Below are 20,058 nucleotides of genomic sequence, written 5' to 3' on the forward strand. Positions count from 1 at the left end.
TGTTTTTTCTGCTTTAATCGCAGCAAGTGCTACCTTAGCTTTAAAATCATTTGAATGATTTCTTCTTGGTCTACGTGCCATAAAATACTCCATATATTGATGTTTATAACATCATTTGAGGAGCAGAGTATCACTTATAGGAGTTGTTCAAATTTCCGGATCCATCTCTTTACGACATGGATGTCGCTCGTTTGCTAGAGGATACAAGGATGTATCATCTAGCAAACAAAGCAGTTTTGTTACTTTTGCTGCATCAAAAGTAAAACATTGCTTACGCGTTATTGATTAAAATTTCGCACAATCACCGAAGCTGTGACTTTATTAAAATATTCAACACAAAAAAACCACCTCACGGTGGCTTTTTCAATTTAAAAATTAAGAACTTTGCAACAAATAACTACCGATCAAGAACAACATTTGTAGCCCTACGACTACCATAAAAAACATCCACCCTTTCTTACGTAAAGTCGCTTTATGAACATTTGTATAGATTGCAGTTTTTGGCATTGTGTCACCTCGCTTAGAGATTCAATCCTGAACTTGTATTTAGTGAACCATCTTTCTTCCATATTGCATCATGATTGTGCATAAAACATACAAATCATCTTTCACACAAATATAAAAGCAAAATCCAAACCAAGTCCAGCGGGAGAAATAAAAATAAAATAAAAAATAGATACAAAATAAAAAAGCCACCCGAAGGTGGCTTTTTTCAAAACACTTCAGAATTAACCAATGAACTTACGTGCATTGCGGAACATGCGTAACCATGCACCATCTTCAGTCCATTCTTCAGGTTTCCATGAATGCTGAACAGCACGGAAGTTACGTTCAGGATGCGGCATCATAATCGTTGCACGACCATCAGTAGATGTCACACCAGTAATCGCTTCAGGTGAACCGTTCGGGTTCAATGGATATTGCTGTGTAGGATTACCCAAGCTGTCTACATAACGTAAGCTGACTTGGTTGCCGGCATTTAACGCAGCAATTTTGTCTTCAGTGGCAACTACACGACCTTCACCATGTGCTACCGCGATTGGAAGAATCGAACCTTCCATACCATCTAACAAAATCGAGTGAGATTTTTCCACACGTACGTTGACTGCACGCGCTTCAAATACTTCTGAAGTGTTGCGGTGGAAACGAGGCCAGTTTTCCGCACCCGGAATCAGTGGAGCCAATTGCGACAACATTTGACAACCGTTACAGATACCCAAAGAGAAGGTTTCTTGACGATGGAAGAATTTCTCGAACTGGTCACGCAGTTTAGGGTTAAACAATACTGATTTCGCCCAGCCACCGCCTGCGCCCATTACGTCACCGTAAGAGAAACCACCACAAGCCACAATACCTTCAAAGTCATCCAGACTGATACGGCCAGCAAGCAAGTCGCTCATGTGTACGTCAACAGTGTTGAAGCCGACTTTATCGAATGCCGCAGCCATTTCCACATGACCGTTTACGCCCTGTTCACGCAAGATCACCATGTTGGGACGACGTGAATTAATAAACGGTGCTTCAACCGGTTCATTCAGATCGAATGTCGGCTGTGCGATGATACCTTTGTGGTTCTTGTCAGTGATTAAAGCAAACTCAGAATCCGCAGTTTCAGAGTTGTCACGCAAACGTTGAATTTGATGAGATACTTCAGTCCAAGCCACTTGCAAATCAGCACGTTCAAGTACAAAACCATTGATAGTCAATTGGTCAGTATTGTTCACTTTACCTACTACAGAGATAGCATCTTTAAGTGAAGATTCAGCGATTTCTGCCTGTAATGCTTCCCAATCGCTAGTTGCGATTTGAAGTACTGCACCAATTTCTTCAGCAAATAAAGCTTCTGTCGATTGATCTTCCAGTGCTACACCCAGACGTGAAGCAAACATCATTTCTGCAACAGTCGCGAGTAAGCCACCATCACCGATGTCATGGTAAGCCTTGATCAGGCCACGGTTGTTCCAATCTTGTACCAATGCAAAGAATGCTTTGAAATCTTCGAAGCTATCAACATCAGGTGTTACCGAACCGATGGCTTTATACACCTGAGCCAGGATCGAACCACCAAGGCGGAACTGACCTTTAGACAAGTCGATACGTACCAGTACTGAATCTTCATTTTTCAGTTCAGGAGTCAATGTTTGACGTACATCAGTCACCGGTGCAAAAGCAGTAATCACGCCAGACATTGGAGATGTTACAGACTTGTCTTCACCTTCGTCATTCCAGGTGGTACGCATAGACAATGAATCTTTACCAACAGGAATTGCAATACCCAGCGCAGGACACATTTCCATACCGATGGCTTTAACACCTTCGAACAATGCCTGATCTTCACCTGGTTGACCTGCTGCTGCCATCCAGTTAGCAGACAATTTAATGTCGCTAATCTGCTCGATTTTTGCAGACATGATGTTCGAGATTGATTCAGCTACAGCCAAACGTGCAGATGCAGCAGGGTTTAAAAGCGCAACTGGTGGACGTTCACCCATCGCCATCGCTTCACCCGTGTAACCGACAAGGCTTGTTGTAGTGACTGCAGCATCTGCTACAGGAACTTGCCAAGGACCCACCATCTGGTCACGCGCAACCATACCGGTAATTGAACGGTCACCGATCGTAATCAGGAACGATTTAGAAGCAACTGTCGGGTTTTTCAGAACACGGAAAATCGCATCTTTCAAATCAGTGACTTTAGCTGCATCAAAGTCATCGCCTTTACGTTCAATCGTCTCGTAAGAGCGGCTCATGCGTGGTGTCCCACCCAGCATCACCTGCATTGGCATATCCACGGCTTTATTTTCAAACAATGGATCTTCAACAGTTAAGTGACGTGCTTCAGTCGCTTCACCCAACACCGCAAACGGACAACGCTCACGTGCACACAATGATTCAAACAGGCTTAAAGAACTTGGACGAATCGCTAAAACATAACGTTCTTGTGCTTCGTTCGACCAGATTTCCATTGGAGACATACCTGGCTCTAATGAAGGAATCTTACGAAGGTCAAGCACTGCACCTAATTCGTGATCATTCACAAGCTCAGGCATGGCATTTGAGATACCGCCCGCACCGACATCATGTACAGACACGATCGGGTTGAAATCTTCCATGCGCCAGCAAGCATCAATCACTTCTTGGCAACGGCGTTCCATTTCCGGGTTTTCACGTTGTACCGAAGCGAAATCCAGGTTTTCACCCAATTTACCGCTATCTACAGAAGATGCTGCACCGCCACCAAGGCCAATCAGCATTGCAGGACCGCCAAGCACGATTAACAAATCGCCCGGCTGGATGGCATCTTTTTCCACATGGTCAGGACGGATGTTACCGTAACCACCAGCGATCATGATTGGTTTGTGGAAACCTTTCACTTCACCATTGACGTTTTGTTCGAAAGTACGGAAGTAACCATTTAAGGCAGGACGACCAAATTCGTTGTTAAACGCAGCACCGCCCAATGGGCCTTCAATCATGATTTGAAGTGGAGATGCCATACGTGATGGTTTACCGTAATTTTCTTCCCAAGGTTGTTCAAAACCCGGAATGTTCAGGTTAGACACCGTGAAACCGGTTAAGCCAGCTTTTGGTTTACCACCACGACCAGTTGCACCCTCATCACGGATTTCACCGCCCGAACCAGTCGCAGCACCAGCAAATGGTGCAATCGCTGTTGGATGGTTGTGGGTTTCCACTTTCATGAGGATGTGAGCAGCTTGGCTCTTGTATTTATAAACGTGGTGACCTGTTTCATTATCTTTTTTAGGATAGAAACGCTGTGTATCAAAGCCCACGATGACAGAAGCATTATCTTTATAAGCGGACAATACGTCTGTTGGAGATTCTTTATAAGTATTCTTGATCATTTGGAACAATGATAATGGCTGTTTTTCACCATCAATTGTCCATTCTGAACCGAAGATTTTATGACGGCAATGCTCAGAGTTGGCTTGAGCAAACATCATCAATTCGATGTCGTGCGGGTTACGACCCAGCTTGTTAAATGCTGCGGTTAAATAATCAATTTCTTCATCTGACAAGGCAAAACCAAATTCAGAGTTGGCTTTAACCAGTGCTTGTTTACCCTGACCTAAAATATCAATGCTATTTAAAGGTTTTGGTGCAGTTTCAACAAATAAAGCTGCAGCGTCATCAATATGATTGAACACGCTTTCAGTCATACGGTCATGTAAAACCTGTTTAACTTCATTGGATACTTCAGAAATACCTTTTAAAGTAAACAAAACACCGCGTTCAAGGCGGTGTATCGGGGTATTACAGTTGGCAAAAATATCAGTCGCTTTAGAAGACCACGGAGAAATCGTGCCTAGACGTGGCGTTACAAGAATCTGAATTTCATCACTTGCTGCCTGACGAACTTCAAAAGAAGCACCATCATTTAATAATTGTAATGCAGATTGATGCTGCTGTTCGTTGAGCGCTTGATCAAACAGATAAATCCATTGACTTTCAATTGATTGAACAGAACTCATTGACGCGAGACGGTTTAAGAGTTGAGTTTTCTTAAAAGAAGAGTGTGCTGGTGCACCGGCCACGATAAACATGCTGATTTTGGCTCCACGGGCAGGTCTATTGGACCCTACCGCCAATGTGACTTAGAGAGAGCGCATATTCTACTGTGTATTGGCAAAATCAGCTAGATAGAAATTCACGAATGTGCCATCTATTCTTTCAAGAACATGGAAGAATATTTTATTTTTCAGATAAAAATTTTGAATCTTATATAAATTTAAGCCTGCACTATCTTGTTTCTAAATATTATTTCAATATTACAGCTTATGCTCAATTCCGTATCTTTTAGCCAGTGTTACATAATTCTGCATCTTTTCATTCTTGATGTCTTAGCGTTCTTTCATAAATCATTTTTCAATAACTATAAGCTGTTCGTAAAGTCAAAAGAAAAAATAGATTTTAGCAGGTATTGGATTCATGAAAGAGATCTCTTGAGTAAATGATTGAGCTCAAACACTAGTACCCAGCTCAGTGCATTATCAGAAAGACAAATCATGTCGCCCTACTCTAGTCGCTTGGACTTTTTTTTGGCATGATGAATTCAGCTCTTCATTGAATAACGATAAATGGAACAAATGCGTTGGTTGGAACTGCTTTCGACAGTTCGTATTGGTAGCAAAAAACAAAGTTCAGAACAGGCACGTAGCCCATTTCACAAAGATTATGACCGCATTATCTTTTCGCAAAGTTTCCGCCAGCTCAACCGTAAAACCCAAGTCCACCCCCTGACCCAGCACGATGGTATTCACACCCGTTTAACCCATTCGCTCGAAGTATCATGTATTGGCCGTTCATTGGGCATGCTGGCAGCGGAAAAAATTAAGGATGAACTACCAGTATGGATTTCCCCTGCCGATGTCGGTGCCATTATTCAGGCTGCGTGTCTGGCACATGATATTGGTAATCCACCTTTTGGACATGCCGGTGAATATGCCATTCGCGAATGGTTTGATGATGCTTCACATGGCAATTTTTTAAAAAAACTCACCCCGGAAGAGCAGGCCGATGTACGCCAGTTTGAGGGCAATGCCCAAGGTTTACGTTTACTAACCAAAATTGACTATCATCCCAATGATGGCGGCATGCGTCTAACTTACGCCACTTTAGGCGCTTATTTAAAATATCCGTGGCTGTCGAAAACCATTGCCTCACAAGGGGATCGCCCTGCCAATCAGCGGGCAAAATTTGGCTGTTACCAGTCTGAAAAAGAGACTCTCAAGCAAATTGCAGAGCAGCTCGGTTTAATTCAGCTTGGTGAATATCAGTATTGCCGTCATCCGCTGACCTATTTACTCGAAGCTGCGGATGACATCTGTTATGCCCTGATTGATCTGGAAGATGGCATTATTTTAAATATGTTGTCTTATGAAGAAGTCGAACCGGTTTTCCTCGACCTGATTGCAGATTATGGCAGGCCTGAAGAATTATCCATACCAACCACCTGGCAGCAAAAAATTGCTGCTTTACGCGGCCGGGTGATGAAACGTCTTGTGGATGAAGTGACCACTGCTTTTACCAAACATCACTTTGAAATTTTATCAGGACAACTCAAAGGCAGTTTATTGCAATATTGTTCTGAAGATATTGAATGGGGGATTGAACGAGCCAAAAATTTAGCCCGTGACAAGATTTTTGAACATCCGCAAAAGGCTGGTTTAGAGATTATTGCCCATCAAAGTCTGCAAAATATTCTGGATGCCTTTATTCCGCTGACCACACCACATAAAACCTTGAGCTTTAAAGAACAGCGCTTAATGTCGATGCTGCAACGTGCCGGTGTCAATTTTCAAAGTAATCACTATGAAAATATTATGCAGGTGCTGGATATTATTTCGAAATTCTCAGACCATCAGGCCTATAACCTGTCGCAAGAGTTACAGGGCAATAAAGCCGGCTTGATGTAAAAATGTTGCAGATATGCTGGCTAAAATTTTCACCAGATTTAAAAAATTATACCTGAGCATTTTGCCTTTCGTGCAAATGCTCACTACTATGCAACCAACGATAGATAAGTGAATAAATAAACATGATTGGATGTCTTATTGGCGAGGTGTTGGCTCTAGAAGCACCGACAGTATTATTAAATGTAAATGGCGTGGGCTATGAAATCGATACCCCGCTTTCAACATTTTGCCAATTACAAAAAGGCCAGAAAGTTACCTTATGGACGCATCTCGCCGTTCGTGAAGATGCTCAGCTTTTATATGGTTTCCTGAATGCCCAAGAAAAAACCATCTTCCGTACCCTGCTTAAAGTCAACGGTGTAGGACCTAAAATGGCACTCGGCATTTTATCTACTTTAAGTGTAGAAATGCTGATTCATACCGTTGAGCATGAAGATGTGAATACACTAGTTAAAGTCCCAGGCGTTGGGAAGAAAACAGCTGAACGCTTGATGATTGAACTTCGTGACCGCTTCAAAGCCATGTCAGCTGGCACGACACCAAGCAATTCTACTATAGAGCAAATCCAGTTTAGTGGTAACTCTGCGGTGGCAGAAGCTGAAGCAGCGTTACAGTCATTAGGTTATAAACCTTTAGAAGCACAAAAACTGATTAATGCCGTTAAAGCGGACTTTACCGAAGCAAGTGATATTATCCGTGCTGCGCTTAAGTCGATGAACAAGTAATTCAAATAGATAAACCGATCTATCCTTAAGTTTGATACGCGATAGGCGACATGGATGTCGCCAAGTTGGATTGGGATATAAGGACATATCCTCAATCCAACAAAAGATTTTTGTTACTTTTGATCTTTCAAAAGTAAGGCATCGCCTACGCGAAAGTAGTGAATATCTTTCATCATTCGCGGCCGTGCAACTAAATGTGGTATTTATGACCATAACGCGATAATCGAATTCACGAAAATAGAACTGACTTAATATGCAAGACCGTCTCATCAGTGGTTCTGAAAAACCCGAAGATCATTTTGATCGTGCCATTCGCCCCACTTCCCTCGATGACTACATCGGTCAACCGGTGGTACGTGAGCAAATGGAAATCTTTATTGGCGCAGCCCGTGGCCGTGGCGAAGCACTCGACCATACCCTTATTTTTGGCCCACCCGGTCTGGGTAAAACCACACTGGCCAATATTATCGCACGCGAAATGGGCGGTAATCTAAAATCGACTTCTGGTCCCGTTCTGGAACGTGCCGGTGATTTGGCTGCTATGCTGACCAATTTAGAAGAAGGCGATGTACTCTTTATTGATGAAATTCATCGTCTTTCTCCTGTAATTGAAGAAATTCTGTATCCAGCCATGGAAGATTATCAGCTTGATATCATGATTGGTGAAGGCCCGGGCGCACGTTCAATCAAACTGGATTTACCGCCATTTACCCTAGTTGCAGCAACGACACGTGCAGGCTTGCTCACCTCGCCACTGCGTGACCGTTTTGGTATTGTGCAGCGTTTAGAGTTCTATTCAGTTGCAGACCTGACCCATATTGTTTCACGTTCAGCCTCGTTAATGGACGTTCCCATGACGGATGATGGTGCAAAAGAAATCGCGCGTCGTGCCCGTGGTACACCGCGTATTGCCAACCGTTTGCTGCGTCGTGTTCGTGACTATGCTCAAGTCAAAGGTACAGGCGAAGTGACTCAGGAAATGGCACAACGTGCACTGGATATGCTAAATGTCGATAAAGATGGCTTGGATACTTTAGACCGCCGTTACTTAAGTATGTTGCTTGAGCGTTTTGATGGTGGGCCTGCCGGTGTAGAGGCTTTGGCTGCTGCCATGGCGGAAGATTCAGGCACGCTAGAAGATGTGATTGAACCATATCTGATTCAGCAAGGCTATACCATGCGTACTGCACGTGGCCGTATTGCTACTAATATGGCATATTTGCAGTTTGGCATGACTCCGCCTGAGCCGAAGGATAAGTAATTTAAAAATAGCTTAGGTTTATTAGTGTCGCATAGCTTAAATTTAAGCAAGCTTTGGATACACGAGTGTGGCAAGGATGCCACACGTTACTCATCTCTTGCGCTGCATTTTAAAGCAGTGCTTAAAACTGGCTCAGAATGTTGAGTATGGGTAATAAAGGCTTTTCTTGCGGACTCAGAATATAGTTTGATATCCTCATTTTGGCCTCTCAAAAGTAAGACTTCGCCCACACAAATCCCTTTCGATTTTATTGAAAAATTGCGGCAGTAAAATTTTATAATTTAACTAAGAGGATTTCAAAACCTCTTATCAAGCAAAAAATCAAAGAATATAACTGCTATTTGATGAATCAACTAACACCATGAAAAACAAATTTAAAAAATGCATATGTGATTTTAATTTAATATTTAATCAAAAATAAAAGACTTAAGACTTAGAAATCACCCTCACCTCTTCCACCAGCATCAACTCACAAGCACCATTACCAGTATCTTCACGACTTAAAGAACTACGCCAAGTCCAGCCATCAGCAGCCGTGACCTCAACCAGTTGTCCTTTTAAATAAATCAAATCATCTTGATCAATAGCTTTGAGCTGCTTTGCAATCTGTTTCGATGCAGGGATCAAGTGTGTATTGGCACTGTGCGTTGAAATTTCATTGACGGGTATGGGCGGTGCATTTTCATAACGCCAGTAATACCAGCGATTACTCTGACTGATCGATAACTGTTTATAAACAGCAGGATTGGTCATGCTACCCCATCCCAAAGCAAAATCAACTGGACTAAGTTCCGCCTCTCGTCCAAAACTATAGTCTTCTCTGGATAAAACCCGAAACTCGCCAGCATACGCTTCCAGATTTTTCATCCTATAGCCATCAAACTGATGAATTCCTTGAGCAGACTGATAATCAGCAGCCTCTGAAATACCTTTATCCGGTTTCAGCCAGTAATTCCACAGTGCAAACCCCAAGGCAAAAATAATTATATATTTCAAAAAGCGACTCATTTTAAACTCGAATGTCATGCAGTGTTGTAATGCCCTAATAATGGATTGAATCAAATAAAATTGTTGGGTCACAGATCCGAAAATTAAGAGGGATAAACAAAATTGATAAAAGCTAATTTCACATAAATCGCAAAGTATTTATAGTCTCGAAGTCCATATAAAACCTTTGTATTCCAGCAACTAACAACAAATATACCTTAAAAGTATATTAAGGGCACTCAAATAGTTTTGTCTAAATTTCCTTCATTATGCAATGCTATGGATTCACTGAAATGATCTCAACCTTTAAGGATTCGGTAATATATGGACATATACAAGCAGATCTCCCTTTGTCTTCCACTTTTTCTTTGCAGCCAGCTGAGCCTTGCAGACTGGATTGATGATTCCGTTAAAAATGTAGAAGCCCATACCATTCAGCTTCGACAGCATATTCATCAAAATCCCGAACTGGGCAATATGGAATTCAAAACCTCCGAGCTGGTACAAAAAGAGTTAAAATCTTATGGGATAGAAGTGCGTAAAGGCTATGCCAAAACCGGTGTCATCGGGGTACTTAAAGGAGCTAAACCGGGTCCAGTGATGGCATTACGTGCCGACATGGATGCCCTTCCGATTGAAGAAAAAACTGGACTTCCTTATGCCAGTAAAGTCAAAGCCATTTATCAGGGCAAAGAAACCGATGTCATGCACGGCTGTGGTCATGATGCTCATACCGCGATGTTACTGGGTGCAGCCAAGGCCTTAGCAGCCAATAAAGATAAAATTGCAGGTACTGTGGTATTTGTTTTCCAACCGGCTGAAGAAGGCGGTGCTGATATTGATAATTTTACTCAAGGTCATTTGATCGGTTCACGTAAAATGATTGCCGATGGTGCATTGAACAATCCCAAACCGGAAGTTATTTTTGGTATGCACGTAATGGCAGGTATGCCAAGCGGTAATATCTCCTATAAAGATGGTGCCATTCTGAACAGTGCGGATCATTTACGCATTCAGGTCAACGGCAAGCAGGTACATGGTTCCATGCCCTGGCTGGGTCGCGATCCAATCTATGCTTCGTCGCAAATGATCAACAACATGCAAAGTTTGATTAGTCGTAATGCAGATTTGACCAAAGGCATGGGCGTAGTCAGCATTGGTAGTATTCACGGGGGAACAACGGGTAATGTCATTCCCGATCAGGTGAATATGGTGGGTACCATTCGTTCTAACAGTGAAGATGTTCGCCAGAGCATTTTAAAAACTTTACCGAACATGCTAGAACATAATGCCGCTGCCAATCAGGTCACAGCAAAAGTGGAAATTGCACCCTACGCGCCTGTTACGACCAATGACAAAACCTTAACCAAACTGATGCAACCCACGCTGGCTCAGGTGAATGGCGAAGATAAACTGCATGTATTGGACAACAATGCCAGTGCCAGCGAAGATTTTGCCTATTATGGTCAGCTGATGCCATCCTTGTTTGTCTTTGTGGGGGCAACTCCTGCCGATCAGGACATGACCAAAGCCGCACCTAACCATAACCCGTTATTTATTGTCGATAATAAGACTTTAAAAACCGGGGTAGAAAGCCATGTGCGTTTTATTCTGGATTATCCAAAAGTTGCCGAACAGGTACAGGCCAACTGGAAAAAGAGACAAACCACAAAAAAATAAGTACGTTTAAAAAAAGTGAGCATCCTTTGCTCACTTTTCGTATTTACAGGTTTTGCAGATTGAATACAGAATAAATTTCATTTGAAACCTTGTGCCATTGGACTCAATTCTCATAATGATAAACTGCCACGCGTTACACAGCTTGACTCTTGGCAAAAAAACCGTCATTTTCACAGTTTTTTTAAACCGCTAAAAGCACAGCTAAAACCATAAAACTGAATTGAAAAATGGGACACAATCATGGCGAATAAATTCGAATTCAACATTCGTGTATATATTGAAGACACCGATGCCGGTGGCATTGTCTATCATGCAAACCATATTCGTTTTATGGAACGTACCCGTACCGAATGGCTACGTGCTTCAGGCGTAGATCACTACTGGCACCAAAAAGATTACAACTTTGTCGTTCATAAAATTAACGTGAAATATTCACGCCCTATCCTGATGGATGACCTGATTACTGTTACCGCGAGTGTAGTTTCGTGTAAAGCGACATCATTTGTATTGCAACAGAATATTTATCGTGGTGAAATCATGCTTGCCTCTGGTGAAGTCGAATTGGCATGTATCAGCGTAGATGGTATGCGTCCAACCCGACTTCCTGAGGAAATCCGTACACTAATTCTCAAAGAGTTAGGACAAGACTAAAAAAATTTATTGGCACATTGTAACTATGGCAACACAACTAGAATCTTCGCTACACGTATCAGATCTTATTTTACAAGCAAGTCCTGTGGTTCAACTGGTAATGCTGCTGCTACTTCTGGCATCATTATATAGTTGGTATCTGATTGCCAAGTTACATATGAGTTATAAAAAAGCCCAGGCCGAAGATCAACACTTTCAAAAAATCTTCTGGTCGGGGGCTGAATTAAATACCCTGTATAACAATGCCCAGCTCAATTCCAAACGTGTCGGTCTGGAAGATATTTTCTATCATGGCTTGGGTGAATTTTTCAAACTTAAAAAACGCAATGCGCCTGCCCAGCAAAGTATTGAAAGTACTGAACGTATCCTGCGTGTGGGTCTTAGCCGTGATCAGGGACATCTTGAACAAGGTTTGGGTGCGCTGGCAAGCATTGGTTCAGTTGCGCCTTATGTCGGACTGTTTGGTACGGTTTGGGGCATCATGAATGCCTTTATTGGTCTGGCAGAGGTCGATCAGGTTACGCTGGCAACCGTAGCTCCAGGTATTGCCGAAGCGTTAATCGCCACTGCAATTGGTCTGTTTGCAGCCATTCCTGCTGTTTTGGCCTTTAACCATTACACCGCAAAAGGTGAAGCAGTTTATTCAGACCGCGCTTTATTTGCTGAAGAAATGGTGGCGCTGTTACAACGTCAAACTGTGGGTTCTACACAGGAAAATGACTGATGGCAATTCAACGTTCCGGACGCTTTGAGCGTATTAAAAAACCATTAAAAAGTGACATGAATGTTGTCCCTTATATCGACGTGATGCTGGTGCTGTTGGTGATTTTTATGGTCACTGCACCCATGATTACGACTGGTGTAAAAGTTGATTTGCCTCAAGCAAATGGTACACCCATACAGGCCGAAGACCGCCCTGCCATTGTCACGCTTGAAACAGATGGCACCATTAAACTTGAAGATAAATCACATAATAATGATGTACTCACACTCGATGAATTAAAAGCTGTACTGACTGAGTCACAACGTGAAGCTTCAGCACAGAAAAAACAAATGAGTGTACTGATTAACGGCAGTGAATCTCGTCCTTATGGTGAAGTCATGAAACTCATGTCTGCCTTACAGGATGCAGGATTAACTCAAGTGGGTTTACTGACTGAGCCATTAAAATAATTTATGAAAGATTTTAAAAAGCCGCCTTTTAAACAAAATGCAGTTGCGATTGGCTTCACCCTTGGGGTGCATGTTATTGCAGTGGTTGGCTTGCTTTATCTGGGCATGAGTCAACCACCTGAGCCTCCCAAAAAGATCACTACCATTTTAGTTAAACCTGAAGATTTAAAACCTGTCACAGCTGAAGTCACAGAGTTTGATGAAACAGCAGATAAAAATGTCGCTGAACAAATCACCCAAACGGCTGAACCAAGTGTTGAACCTGCTCCTGTGATTCCAGTTGCACCACCTGTTCCAACACCAGCAAAACCTGATAGCAATAAAGCTGCACAGCAAGCGAAGGCTGCTGCTGAAGCGATGCAAAAAGCTGAACAGCAAGCTGCTGAAAATGCCAAAGTTACCGAAGCAAATAAATTAAAAGCCCAAGCTGAGGCTACTGCAAAAGCTCAGGCAAATGCTGCCGAGAAAGCCAAAGCCGATGCTGCAAATAAAGCCAAGGCTGATGCCGATGCAAAAGTGGAAGCAGATGCCAAACGTAAAGCAGATCAGGCTGAACGTGCAAAAGCAGAAAAAGTAAAAGCGGATGCATTAAGAAAAGCGGAAGCTGATAAACAGCGTGCTGAAGCAGCCGTAAAAGCCAAAGCAGATGCAGCTAACAAAGTCAAAGCGGACGCTGCTGTAAAAGCTAAAGCAGATGCTGCTAATAAGGCAAAAACCGACGCTGCGAATAAAGCCAAGGTCGATACCGCCGCAAAAGCAAAAGCCGATGCTGCAAATAAAGCTAAGGCTGATGCCGCTGCAAAAGCTAAAGCCGATGCTGCAAATAAAGCCAAGGCTGATGCCGCTGCAAAAGCTAAAGCCGATGCTGCAAATAAAGCTAAAGCGGATATCGCTGCAAAAGCTAAAGCCGATGCTGCAAATAAAGCTAAAGCGGATGCGGAAGCACGTGAACGTGCCGTGGAAGAAGCCAAAGCATCAGCCGCCAAACAGGCAGCGGAAGAAGCTGCAACCAAAAAGGCTGAAGCCAAGAAAATTGCCTCAACAGCAAAACGTGATTTTGAAAATAAAATCAAACGTGCATGGGACATCCCAAGTGGCTCATCAGGTCAAAAAGCCACTGCCAGAGTCACTTTAAGTGATAGCGGTTCGGTTCAGTCGGTGATTGTCAACTCGAGCGACCCTGACATGAAAGCCAGTGTAGAAGCTGCTGTTCGGGCAGCTGCACCTTATCCAATGCCTTCAGATCCCGATGCACGACGTGAAGCAAGAACCTTTACTTCAAGCTTTACGGCGAAATAGTATAAAAAGCCACATCAAATTTTCATTGATGTGGCTTTTTTTGACATTTAAACTAAGACAGCCGATAAAACAGCCAAAATTTTATTCACTTTTCACAGTCTTATAACAGTTTAGTCATCATGATGGGCTTTCAATCACTCAAAATCATGCCATTATGTGACACAAGCAGATTCACAATAATTTATATTTTTTAGAGTACGTAGCAGATGATGGAAATGACGCGTAAACATCTACTTTGCCTAACCATTTTGGCCGCTTTAAGCCCGGTATTAGCCACGCAATCCTATGCTCAATTACATCTGGAGATTGCTAAGGCACCTGAAGAAGCGCCAAAAATTGCCATTATTCCATTTAATAATGATCAAAGTATTTACCCAATCGTCGAAAATGACCTGAACCGTTCCGGTAAATTTTCCAGCGCTTCCAAAAATCTTCCTGCCACTGCAAGCATGAATAATCCAAATGCAGAAGCATGGAAATCTGCCGGTGTACCTTATGTGGTAACCGGCACGGTAAAAACTACCGATAATGGCAGTTTTGAAGTTCATTATCAGCTCTATGATATAGAAAAACATCAATACCTATTAAATGAATTATTGACGGTACCTGCCTCACGTATCCGTCAAGCTGGTCATATGATCAGTGATGCCATCTATCAAGCATTGACCGGCATTCCAGGTGATTTCAGCGGTCGTATCGCCTATGTACTGCGTAACCCAGCAACACCGGAACAACGCTATACCCTGCAAATTGCCGATACCGATGGTGAGCAGCCGAGAACCATTCTGACTTCCCGTGATCCTATCCTGTCACCGGCCTGGACCCCAGACGCAAAAAAAATTGCTTACGTTTCATTTGAAACCAAACGTCCGGCCATTTATGTACAGGACTTGGCTACAGGAAACCGTGAAAAGCTGGCCAGCTTCCGTGGACTCAATGGTGCGCCAAGTTTCTCACCGGATGGCAAGAGCATGCTATTTACAGCTTCCATGCATGGCAATCCTGAAATCTATCAAATGAACCTGGATACGCGTGAACTACAGCGCATGACCAATGACAGTGCCATTGATACTGAAGCACGTTATGCTCCAGACGGTAAATCCTTTATTTTCACCTCTGACCGCGGTGGTTCAGCACAGATTTATAGCTATAATTTTGCCAATACTTCAGCCAAACGTCTAACTTTCCGTGGCGCATTTAATGCCCGTGGTACCTTAAGTGCAGATGGCAAAAAAATTGCTCTGGTCCATCGTCCAAGTGGTAGCAACTATAAAGTGGCCATCCAGGACATCAACACCGGTATTACCAACATTCTTACCCCGACCAGTCTGGATGAGTCACCAAGTTTCTCTCCAAATGGTCAAATGGTGGTCTATGCAACCCGTGAAGGAAATCGCGGCTTATTGTCCATCATGTCACTGGATGGCCGTTTCCGCATGAACTTGCCAAGTGAACAAGGTGAAGTACGCGAACCAGCTTGGGCCCCTAAATAACAATACAAGCGAATTAATTTTATTAATCTAAAGTAATGATAATCATGGAGATAAAGATGAAAGCAGTTCAATTATTGGTCCTTCCTATTCTTGCTACAGCATTGGTGATGACTGGATGTGCCAGCCGCAAGCCTGCTGCTGAAATTCAGGCAGGACAAAATCCGAGCGGAGCCACTACCGTCAGTACTGAAGGTCTAAGTGAAGATGCTGCCTTGAATGCACAAAACCTGGCAGGTGCGTCATCTAAAGGTGTGACTGCTGCGAACAAGGTATTCCTAGCCAAGCGTGTGGTTCACTTTGACTATGACAGCAGTGAACTTTCAAATGAGGACTATCAAACCCTTCAGGCACATGCCCAATTTCTTGTAGCCAATGCCAACTCAAAAGTTGCTTTGACAGGTCATACCGATGAACGTGGTACCCGTGAATACAACATGGCCTTGGGCGAACGTCGTGCCAAGGCAGTAGAAAGTTTCTTGCTGACTAACGGTGTAGCTGCAACCCAGTTGGAAGCCGTAAGCTATGGCAAGGAAATGCCGGTTAATCCAGGTCATGACGAAAATGCATGGAAAGAAAACCGCCGCGTAGAAATTAACTACGAAGCCGTTCCGCCTTTATTAAAATAGGGGTTGGCATAAAAAAGCGCTCAATTTGAGCGCTTTTTTTATGCTTTCTCAGATGCCTGAGATGCTTCTTGCGGATGCTGCATGGATTCAATCAGATCATGCTTGTTGAATTTTTTGTATTCAGGTTTAGCTTCATATGCTTTCCACGCCTCTTTTACTTTTTCGGCAGAAATATCATCTAAACTCATAGCTTCATTTGGGGTTGGAGTTGCATCAAACTTTTGTGTTGTCATAATTATGCTCCTATCACGTTTTCCATAACCTATAGACCTCAACATAGCATTTTCCACAGAACTTACAAGAGTAAAATCGCGACAAATAGTCGAGTTTAATTGTTCTTTTGCCGCGTTCTCATCTAAAATAGCTGCCCATATTCATTTGATAATTTTTTATCATTTTCTAATTGGAGCTTTCCTGTCATGTCATACCTCACCCTTTCCCAATATTTACAACAACAAAACGGGAATCTTACACCTGAATTGGCTCAAGTTATTGAAACAATTGGCAATACATGTAAAGACATCGATCAATTATTGCAAAAAGGTGCTTTGGCTGGTGTTTTAGGTAGTGCACAACACGAAAACGTTCAGGGTGAAGAACAAAAGAAACTTGATGTAATTTCAAATGATTATTTAATTAATGCTTTAAAAGTTCATCCACATGTGGGTGGTCTGGCTTCTGAAGAATTAGACGAATTCACTCCTGCACAAGAAAACGGCAAATATTTGGTATTGTTTGATCCTCTCGATGGTTCCAGCAATATCGATATCAACATGTGTGTCGGGACCATTTTCTCTATTTTGCCTGCTAAAAATGCAGTGACCAAAGCTGAAGACTTTATGCAAGCCGGCACAAGCCAGGCTGCTGCAGGTTACGTGCTTTATGGCCCATCCACCATGATGGCGCTAACTGTAGGTGCTGGGGTAGTATTCTTTACTTTCGACCCTGAAAGCAAAGAATTTTTAATGACTTCTGAAAATATTCAGGTTGCTGCCGATACTAAAGAATATGCCATCAACGCATCGAATCAACGTCACTGGGAAGCACCGGTAAAACGTTATATTGATGAATTGCTTGCAGGAAAAACAGGCCCGCGTGAAAAAGACTTTAACATGCGTTGGGTGGCATGTATGGTGGGTGATATTCACCGTATTCTTTGCCGTAGCGGTATCTTTATGTACCCATATGACACTAAAGATCCGAAAAAAGCCGGTCGTCTACGTTTAATGTATGAAGCAAACCCAATGAGTATGCTGATGGAACAGGCAGGTGGTGCATCTACCACTGGTCGCGTACGTATTCTGGACATCCAGCCGACTGAACTTCACCAACGTGTACCTGTAGTGATTGGTTCTAAAAACGAAGTTGACCTCGTAACTGGCTATCATAATTAATTTTTCTTATAGCGGAAGTAAGTCCTCATAACTTGCTTCCGTGGATTTATTCTCCCATGCCGACTATTTTTCTAGAATCAAAAGATAATCCCAAAATTAAACACTTGCGTGGCTTAATTGAGCAGAATTCATATCGCAAAAAACAAGGTCAAACCGTACTTGAAGGCACCCATTTGTGTCTGGCCTGGTTAGCTGAAGATAGAAAAATCAAATCTATTTTTACCACCGAACAGGCTTTAAACCATCCTGATTTTGACCGTATTGCCGAGCAATACCAAGGTGCAGTCTTTGTCATTGGTGAATCCCTGTATAAAGATTTAAGTACGCTGGGCACCACACTGGCTTGTCTTGCCATCGTCGATTTACCCACTTCCCGCCATGCTTTAGATTTCACGGCAGACACCTTAATTCTGGAAAATATTCAGGACCCTGGCAATGTCGGTACTTTACTCCGCTCCGCTGCTGCTGCCGGTATTCGACAAATTGTCTGCACCAAAGGTTCAGCTTCGCTTTGGTCACCACGAGTACTGCGTGCCGGAATGGGTGCACATTTCTCCTTGCATACTTATGAAAATGTGACACTGGAAGATATTTTGTCTCAATTCAAGATTCCGGTATATGTAACCAGTTCACATGAATCAGAAAGCTTGTATACGAAAGATTTGACCCAATCCTGTGTCTGGATTTTAGGCAACGAAGGTCAAGGGGTTTCTGAGTACGCCCTTGCACATGCACAAGCCGTTTCCATACCCCAGCCCGGCGGACAAGAATCCCTGAATGTTGCTATTGCGGGTTCAGTCTGTTTCTTTGAAATGGTTCGTCAGCGTTTATAAACTGATCTTTCGTTACTTTATTTTAAACATCACTGATGGATGTTAAAAAATAGACTACACTAGAAAAATAATATTATTTTTGTCAACCAAACCATTATTTTCAACGTTATATAAACTATGAAATTGGAAATAATGGTGGGTATCCAATGACAGGATTTTCCATCTCTATGGATTCAGCACCAAAACAGTCTCAGTCAGAAAATTTAAGTACTCTGAAGAGTACGGCTGAACAACGCCTGAAGACTTTTATGCAGGATGTGACTGGACGTGCCTTGGTCATGATGGAAAGTGCGACTCAAGGTCAACAAGGTATCGCGATGGATTTGGTACAGGAAGCATTTATTTCCTTGCACAAAGCTTATGCTGATAAATCGACTGATGAATGGTATCCCCTGTTTTACACCATCTTAAACCATAAACTGCAAGACTGGCGCAGAAAAGAAGCTCGTCGGGTGCAACCTTTTTCTTTTTTCAAGAAAGTCAGTCTGGATGATGACGATCTTGAGTTAAATGATATTGTCGATGAGACTACTCCTAGTCCATTCGATTTTCTTAATCAAGCCGTGACTGCCGAAGAAATCAAAGAAGCCATCGCTCAGCTTCCTGTTCGCCAGCAGCAAGCTTTTATGCTTCGTGCTTGGGAAGGTTTTGATACACACACAACTGCACAAATCATGCAGTGCAGTGAAGGGAGTGTAAAAACCCATTATCACCGTGCTATTCAAGGCCTCAAAGCTTCTTTAGCACATTTGAATCCATATCGTGGAGGGTCATCCGAATGAAACAAGATGATTTCTTAAAACAAGTTACTTCCAAACTCGATGGGCTCGCACAACATCACAAAGCCAAACCCGTGGTGATGCATCATGTCATTGAAGAAATTCAAGCACGAGAAACATCCCGTTATGGGCTTTGGAAAATGTCAGGTTTTGCTCTTGCCGCCGCAATTGCAGGATTCGTGGTATTGCCAAACTCCTTTGAAATGTCAGAAAAACCGCAAAATCAAGTAGTAGTGACCCCAAAACTATCTCCTCAAATGGTTGAAGATTTGGAAATGTTAATGGTTTTAGGTGAGGATAAGGTTCCACATGGCAGCTAAAAAATTAGCCTTTGCTTTTTGTGCACTCGGATTTTTACAAACCAGTTTTGCTGGTTTCGAACGTTTTTGGATTTTTTCCAAAGATGCTGATACACAAGTTGCAGAAACCTGGGAAACATTATCCGATAGTGAACAACGTGCACTCATTCAACGTTACCAATCACTCAAAGAATTACCCGAAGCACAAGGCACTACTTTACAGCAGCGTATGGATTGGTTTACCCAACTTCCAGAACAAGAAAAACAGAAAATGCGTGAAACCTGGCAGAAAATGAGCAGCCAAGAACGTAAAGAATTGGGTATTCGTATGCAAAAAGCGACACCTGAAGAGCGCCCGCTCATTCGCGAAGAATATATCAGTAAATATTTCCCACAAACGACTAAAAATCATTAATTATTT

At 42.7% G+C, this 20,058-nt stretch carries 19 protein-coding genes; 15 read left to right on the top strand and 4 right to left on the bottom strand.

Annotation, left to right across the window (positions count from 1 at the left end; translation table 11 throughout):
• Positions 1 to 375: 375 nt before the first annotated feature.
• Both FTT87_RS16055 and purL read right to left on the bottom strand, forming a co-directional pair.
• Positions 376 to 507: a KGW motif small protein gene (locus FTT87_RS16055; protein ID WP_257230581.1), complete on the bottom strand. Its 132-nt coding sequence runs from the start codon at positions 505 to 507 to the stop codon at positions 376 to 378.
• A 221-nt stretch (positions 508 to 728) separates the two neighbouring features.
• Positions 729 to 4,565: a phosphoribosylformylglycinamidine synthase gene (gene purL / locus FTT87_RS11015; RefSeq protein WP_180082696.1), complete on the bottom strand. Its 3,837-nt coding sequence runs from the start codon at positions 4,563 to 4,565 to the stop codon at positions 729 to 731.
• A gap of 534 nt (positions 4,566 to 5,099) precedes the next feature.
• Here purL and FTT87_RS11020 point away from each other — a divergent pair.
• The 3 genes from FTT87_RS11020 to ruvB all read left to right on the top strand — a co-directional run bounded on the left by FTT87_RS11020 (position 5,100) and on the right by ruvB (position 8,423).
• On the top strand, positions 5,100 to 6,437 hold the full coding sequence (locus FTT87_RS11020) for a deoxyguanosinetriphosphate triphosphohydrolase (RefSeq protein WP_180082694.1): 1,338 nt from the start codon (positions 5,100 to 5,102) through the stop codon (positions 6,435 to 6,437).
• 122 nt (positions 6,438 to 6,559) lie between these two features.
• Positions 6,560 to 7,162, top strand: a complete 603-nt coding sequence (ruvA, locus tag FTT87_RS11025) for a Holliday junction branch migration protein RuvA (RefSeq protein WP_180174860.1) — start codon at positions 6,560 to 6,562, stop codon at positions 7,160 to 7,162.
• 253 nt (positions 7,163 to 7,415) lie between these two features.
• Positions 7,416 to 8,423 (top strand): Holliday junction branch migration DNA helicase RuvB, encoded by a 1,008-nt coding sequence (ruvB, locus tag FTT87_RS11030; RefSeq protein WP_166167252.1) that lies wholly within the window; start codon positions 7,416 to 7,418, stop codon positions 8,421 to 8,423.
• Positions 8,424 to 8,849: 426 nt separating this feature from the next.
• Here ruvB and FTT87_RS11035 read toward each other — a convergent pair whose 3' ends face one another.
• The gene (locus FTT87_RS11035; protein WP_180081481.1) at positions 8,850 to 9,431 is read right to left on the bottom strand and encodes a hypothetical protein; all 582 of its coding nucleotides are present in this window, start codon (positions 9,429 to 9,431) and stop codon (positions 8,850 to 8,852) included.
• Positions 9,432 to 9,734: 303 nt separating this feature from the next.
• Between FTT87_RS11035 and FTT87_RS11040 the strand changes: the two genes are divergently transcribed.
• From FTT87_RS11040 to pal, 7 genes are all read left to right on the top strand, one after another.
• Positions 9,735 to 11,090 (top strand): amidohydrolase, encoded by a 1,356-nt coding sequence (locus FTT87_RS11040; RefSeq protein ID WP_218954204.1) that lies wholly within the window; start codon positions 9,735 to 9,737, stop codon positions 11,088 to 11,090.
• Between the two features lie 240 nt (positions 11,091 to 11,330).
• Complete coding sequence (gene ybgC, locus FTT87_RS11045; protein ID WP_086196177.1) at positions 11,331 to 11,741, top strand: tol-pal system-associated acyl-CoA thioesterase; 411 nt, start codon at positions 11,331 to 11,333, stop codon at positions 11,739 to 11,741.
• 25 nt (positions 11,742 to 11,766) lie between these two features.
• Positions 11,767 to 12,465, top strand: coding sequence for a protein TolQ (gene tolQ / locus FTT87_RS11050; protein ID WP_086196178.1), 699 nt, complete (start codon positions 11,767 to 11,769; stop codon positions 12,463 to 12,465).
• On the top strand, positions 12,465 to 12,914 hold the full coding sequence (gene tolR / locus FTT87_RS11055; RefSeq protein WP_180042207.1) for a protein TolR: 450 nt from the start codon (positions 12,465 to 12,467) through the stop codon (positions 12,912 to 12,914). The genes tolQ and tolR overlap by 1 nt, the downstream gene beginning before the upstream one ends.
• Positions 12,915 to 12,917: 3 nt before the next feature.
• Positions 12,918 to 14,213, top strand: a complete 1,296-nt coding sequence (tolA, locus tag FTT87_RS11060; RefSeq protein ID WP_180174861.1) for a cell envelope integrity protein TolA — start codon at positions 12,918 to 12,920, stop codon at positions 14,211 to 14,213.
• A gap of 209 nt (positions 14,214 to 14,422) precedes the next feature.
• The gene (gene tolB, locus FTT87_RS11065; protein WP_180081517.1) at positions 14,423 to 15,706 is read left to right on the top strand and encodes a Tol-Pal system beta propeller repeat protein TolB; all 1,284 of its coding nucleotides are present in this window, start codon (positions 14,423 to 14,425) and stop codon (positions 15,704 to 15,706) included.
• A gap of 56 nt (positions 15,707 to 15,762) precedes the next feature.
• Positions 15,763 to 16,332 (top strand): peptidoglycan-associated lipoprotein Pal, encoded by a 570-nt coding sequence (gene pal, locus FTT87_RS11070; RefSeq protein WP_180081485.1) that lies wholly within the window; start codon positions 15,763 to 15,765, stop codon positions 16,330 to 16,332.
• 38 nt (positions 16,333 to 16,370) lie between these two features.
• Here pal and FTT87_RS11075 read toward each other — a convergent pair whose 3' ends face one another.
• A complete protein-coding gene (locus FTT87_RS11075) occupies positions 16,371 to 16,565 on the bottom strand; it encodes an NF038105 family protein (RefSeq protein ID WP_086196183.1) in 195 nt (64 codons plus the stop codon).
• A gap of 186 nt (positions 16,566 to 16,751) precedes the next feature.
• On the opposite strand from FTT87_RS11075, the gene FTT87_RS11080 reads away from it, so the two are divergent.
• The 5 genes from FTT87_RS11080 (at position 16,752) to FTT87_RS11100 (ending at position 20,052) form a co-directional block, all read left to right on the top strand.
• Positions 16,752 to 17,726 carry a class 1 fructose-bisphosphatase gene (locus FTT87_RS11080; protein WP_180081487.1) on the top strand — a complete coding sequence of 325 codons (975 nt, stop codon included), beginning with the start codon at positions 16,752 to 16,754 and terminating at the stop codon, positions 17,724 to 17,726.
• A gap of 56 nt (positions 17,727 to 17,782) precedes the next feature.
• Entirely contained in the window at positions 17,783 to 18,559 is a 777-nt protein-coding gene (locus FTT87_RS11085) for an RNA methyltransferase (protein WP_180081489.1), read from the top strand.
• 167 nt (positions 18,560 to 18,726) lie between these two features.
• Positions 18,727 to 19,341: an RNA polymerase sigma factor gene (locus tag FTT87_RS11090; protein WP_086196186.1), complete on the top strand. Its 615-nt coding sequence runs from the start codon at positions 18,727 to 18,729 to the stop codon at positions 19,339 to 19,341.
• Complete coding sequence (locus tag FTT87_RS11095) at positions 19,338 to 19,658, top strand: hypothetical protein (protein ID WP_180042201.1); 321 nt, start codon at positions 19,338 to 19,340, stop codon at positions 19,656 to 19,658. Before FTT87_RS11090 ends, FTT87_RS11095 begins: the two co-directional genes overlap by 4 nt.
• On the top strand, positions 19,648 to 20,052 hold the full coding sequence (locus tag FTT87_RS11100; protein ID WP_086196188.1) for a DUF3106 domain-containing protein: 405 nt from the start codon (positions 19,648 to 19,650) through the stop codon (positions 20,050 to 20,052). The genes FTT87_RS11095 and FTT87_RS11100 overlap by 11 nt, the downstream gene beginning before the upstream one ends.
• Positions 20,053 to 20,058: the final 6 nt, after the last annotated feature.

It is taken from the genome of Acinetobacter sp. YH01022 (genome assembly GCF_013420235.1).
Taxonomy (GTDB): domain Bacteria; phylum Pseudomonadota; class Gammaproteobacteria; order Pseudomonadales; family Moraxellaceae; genus Acinetobacter.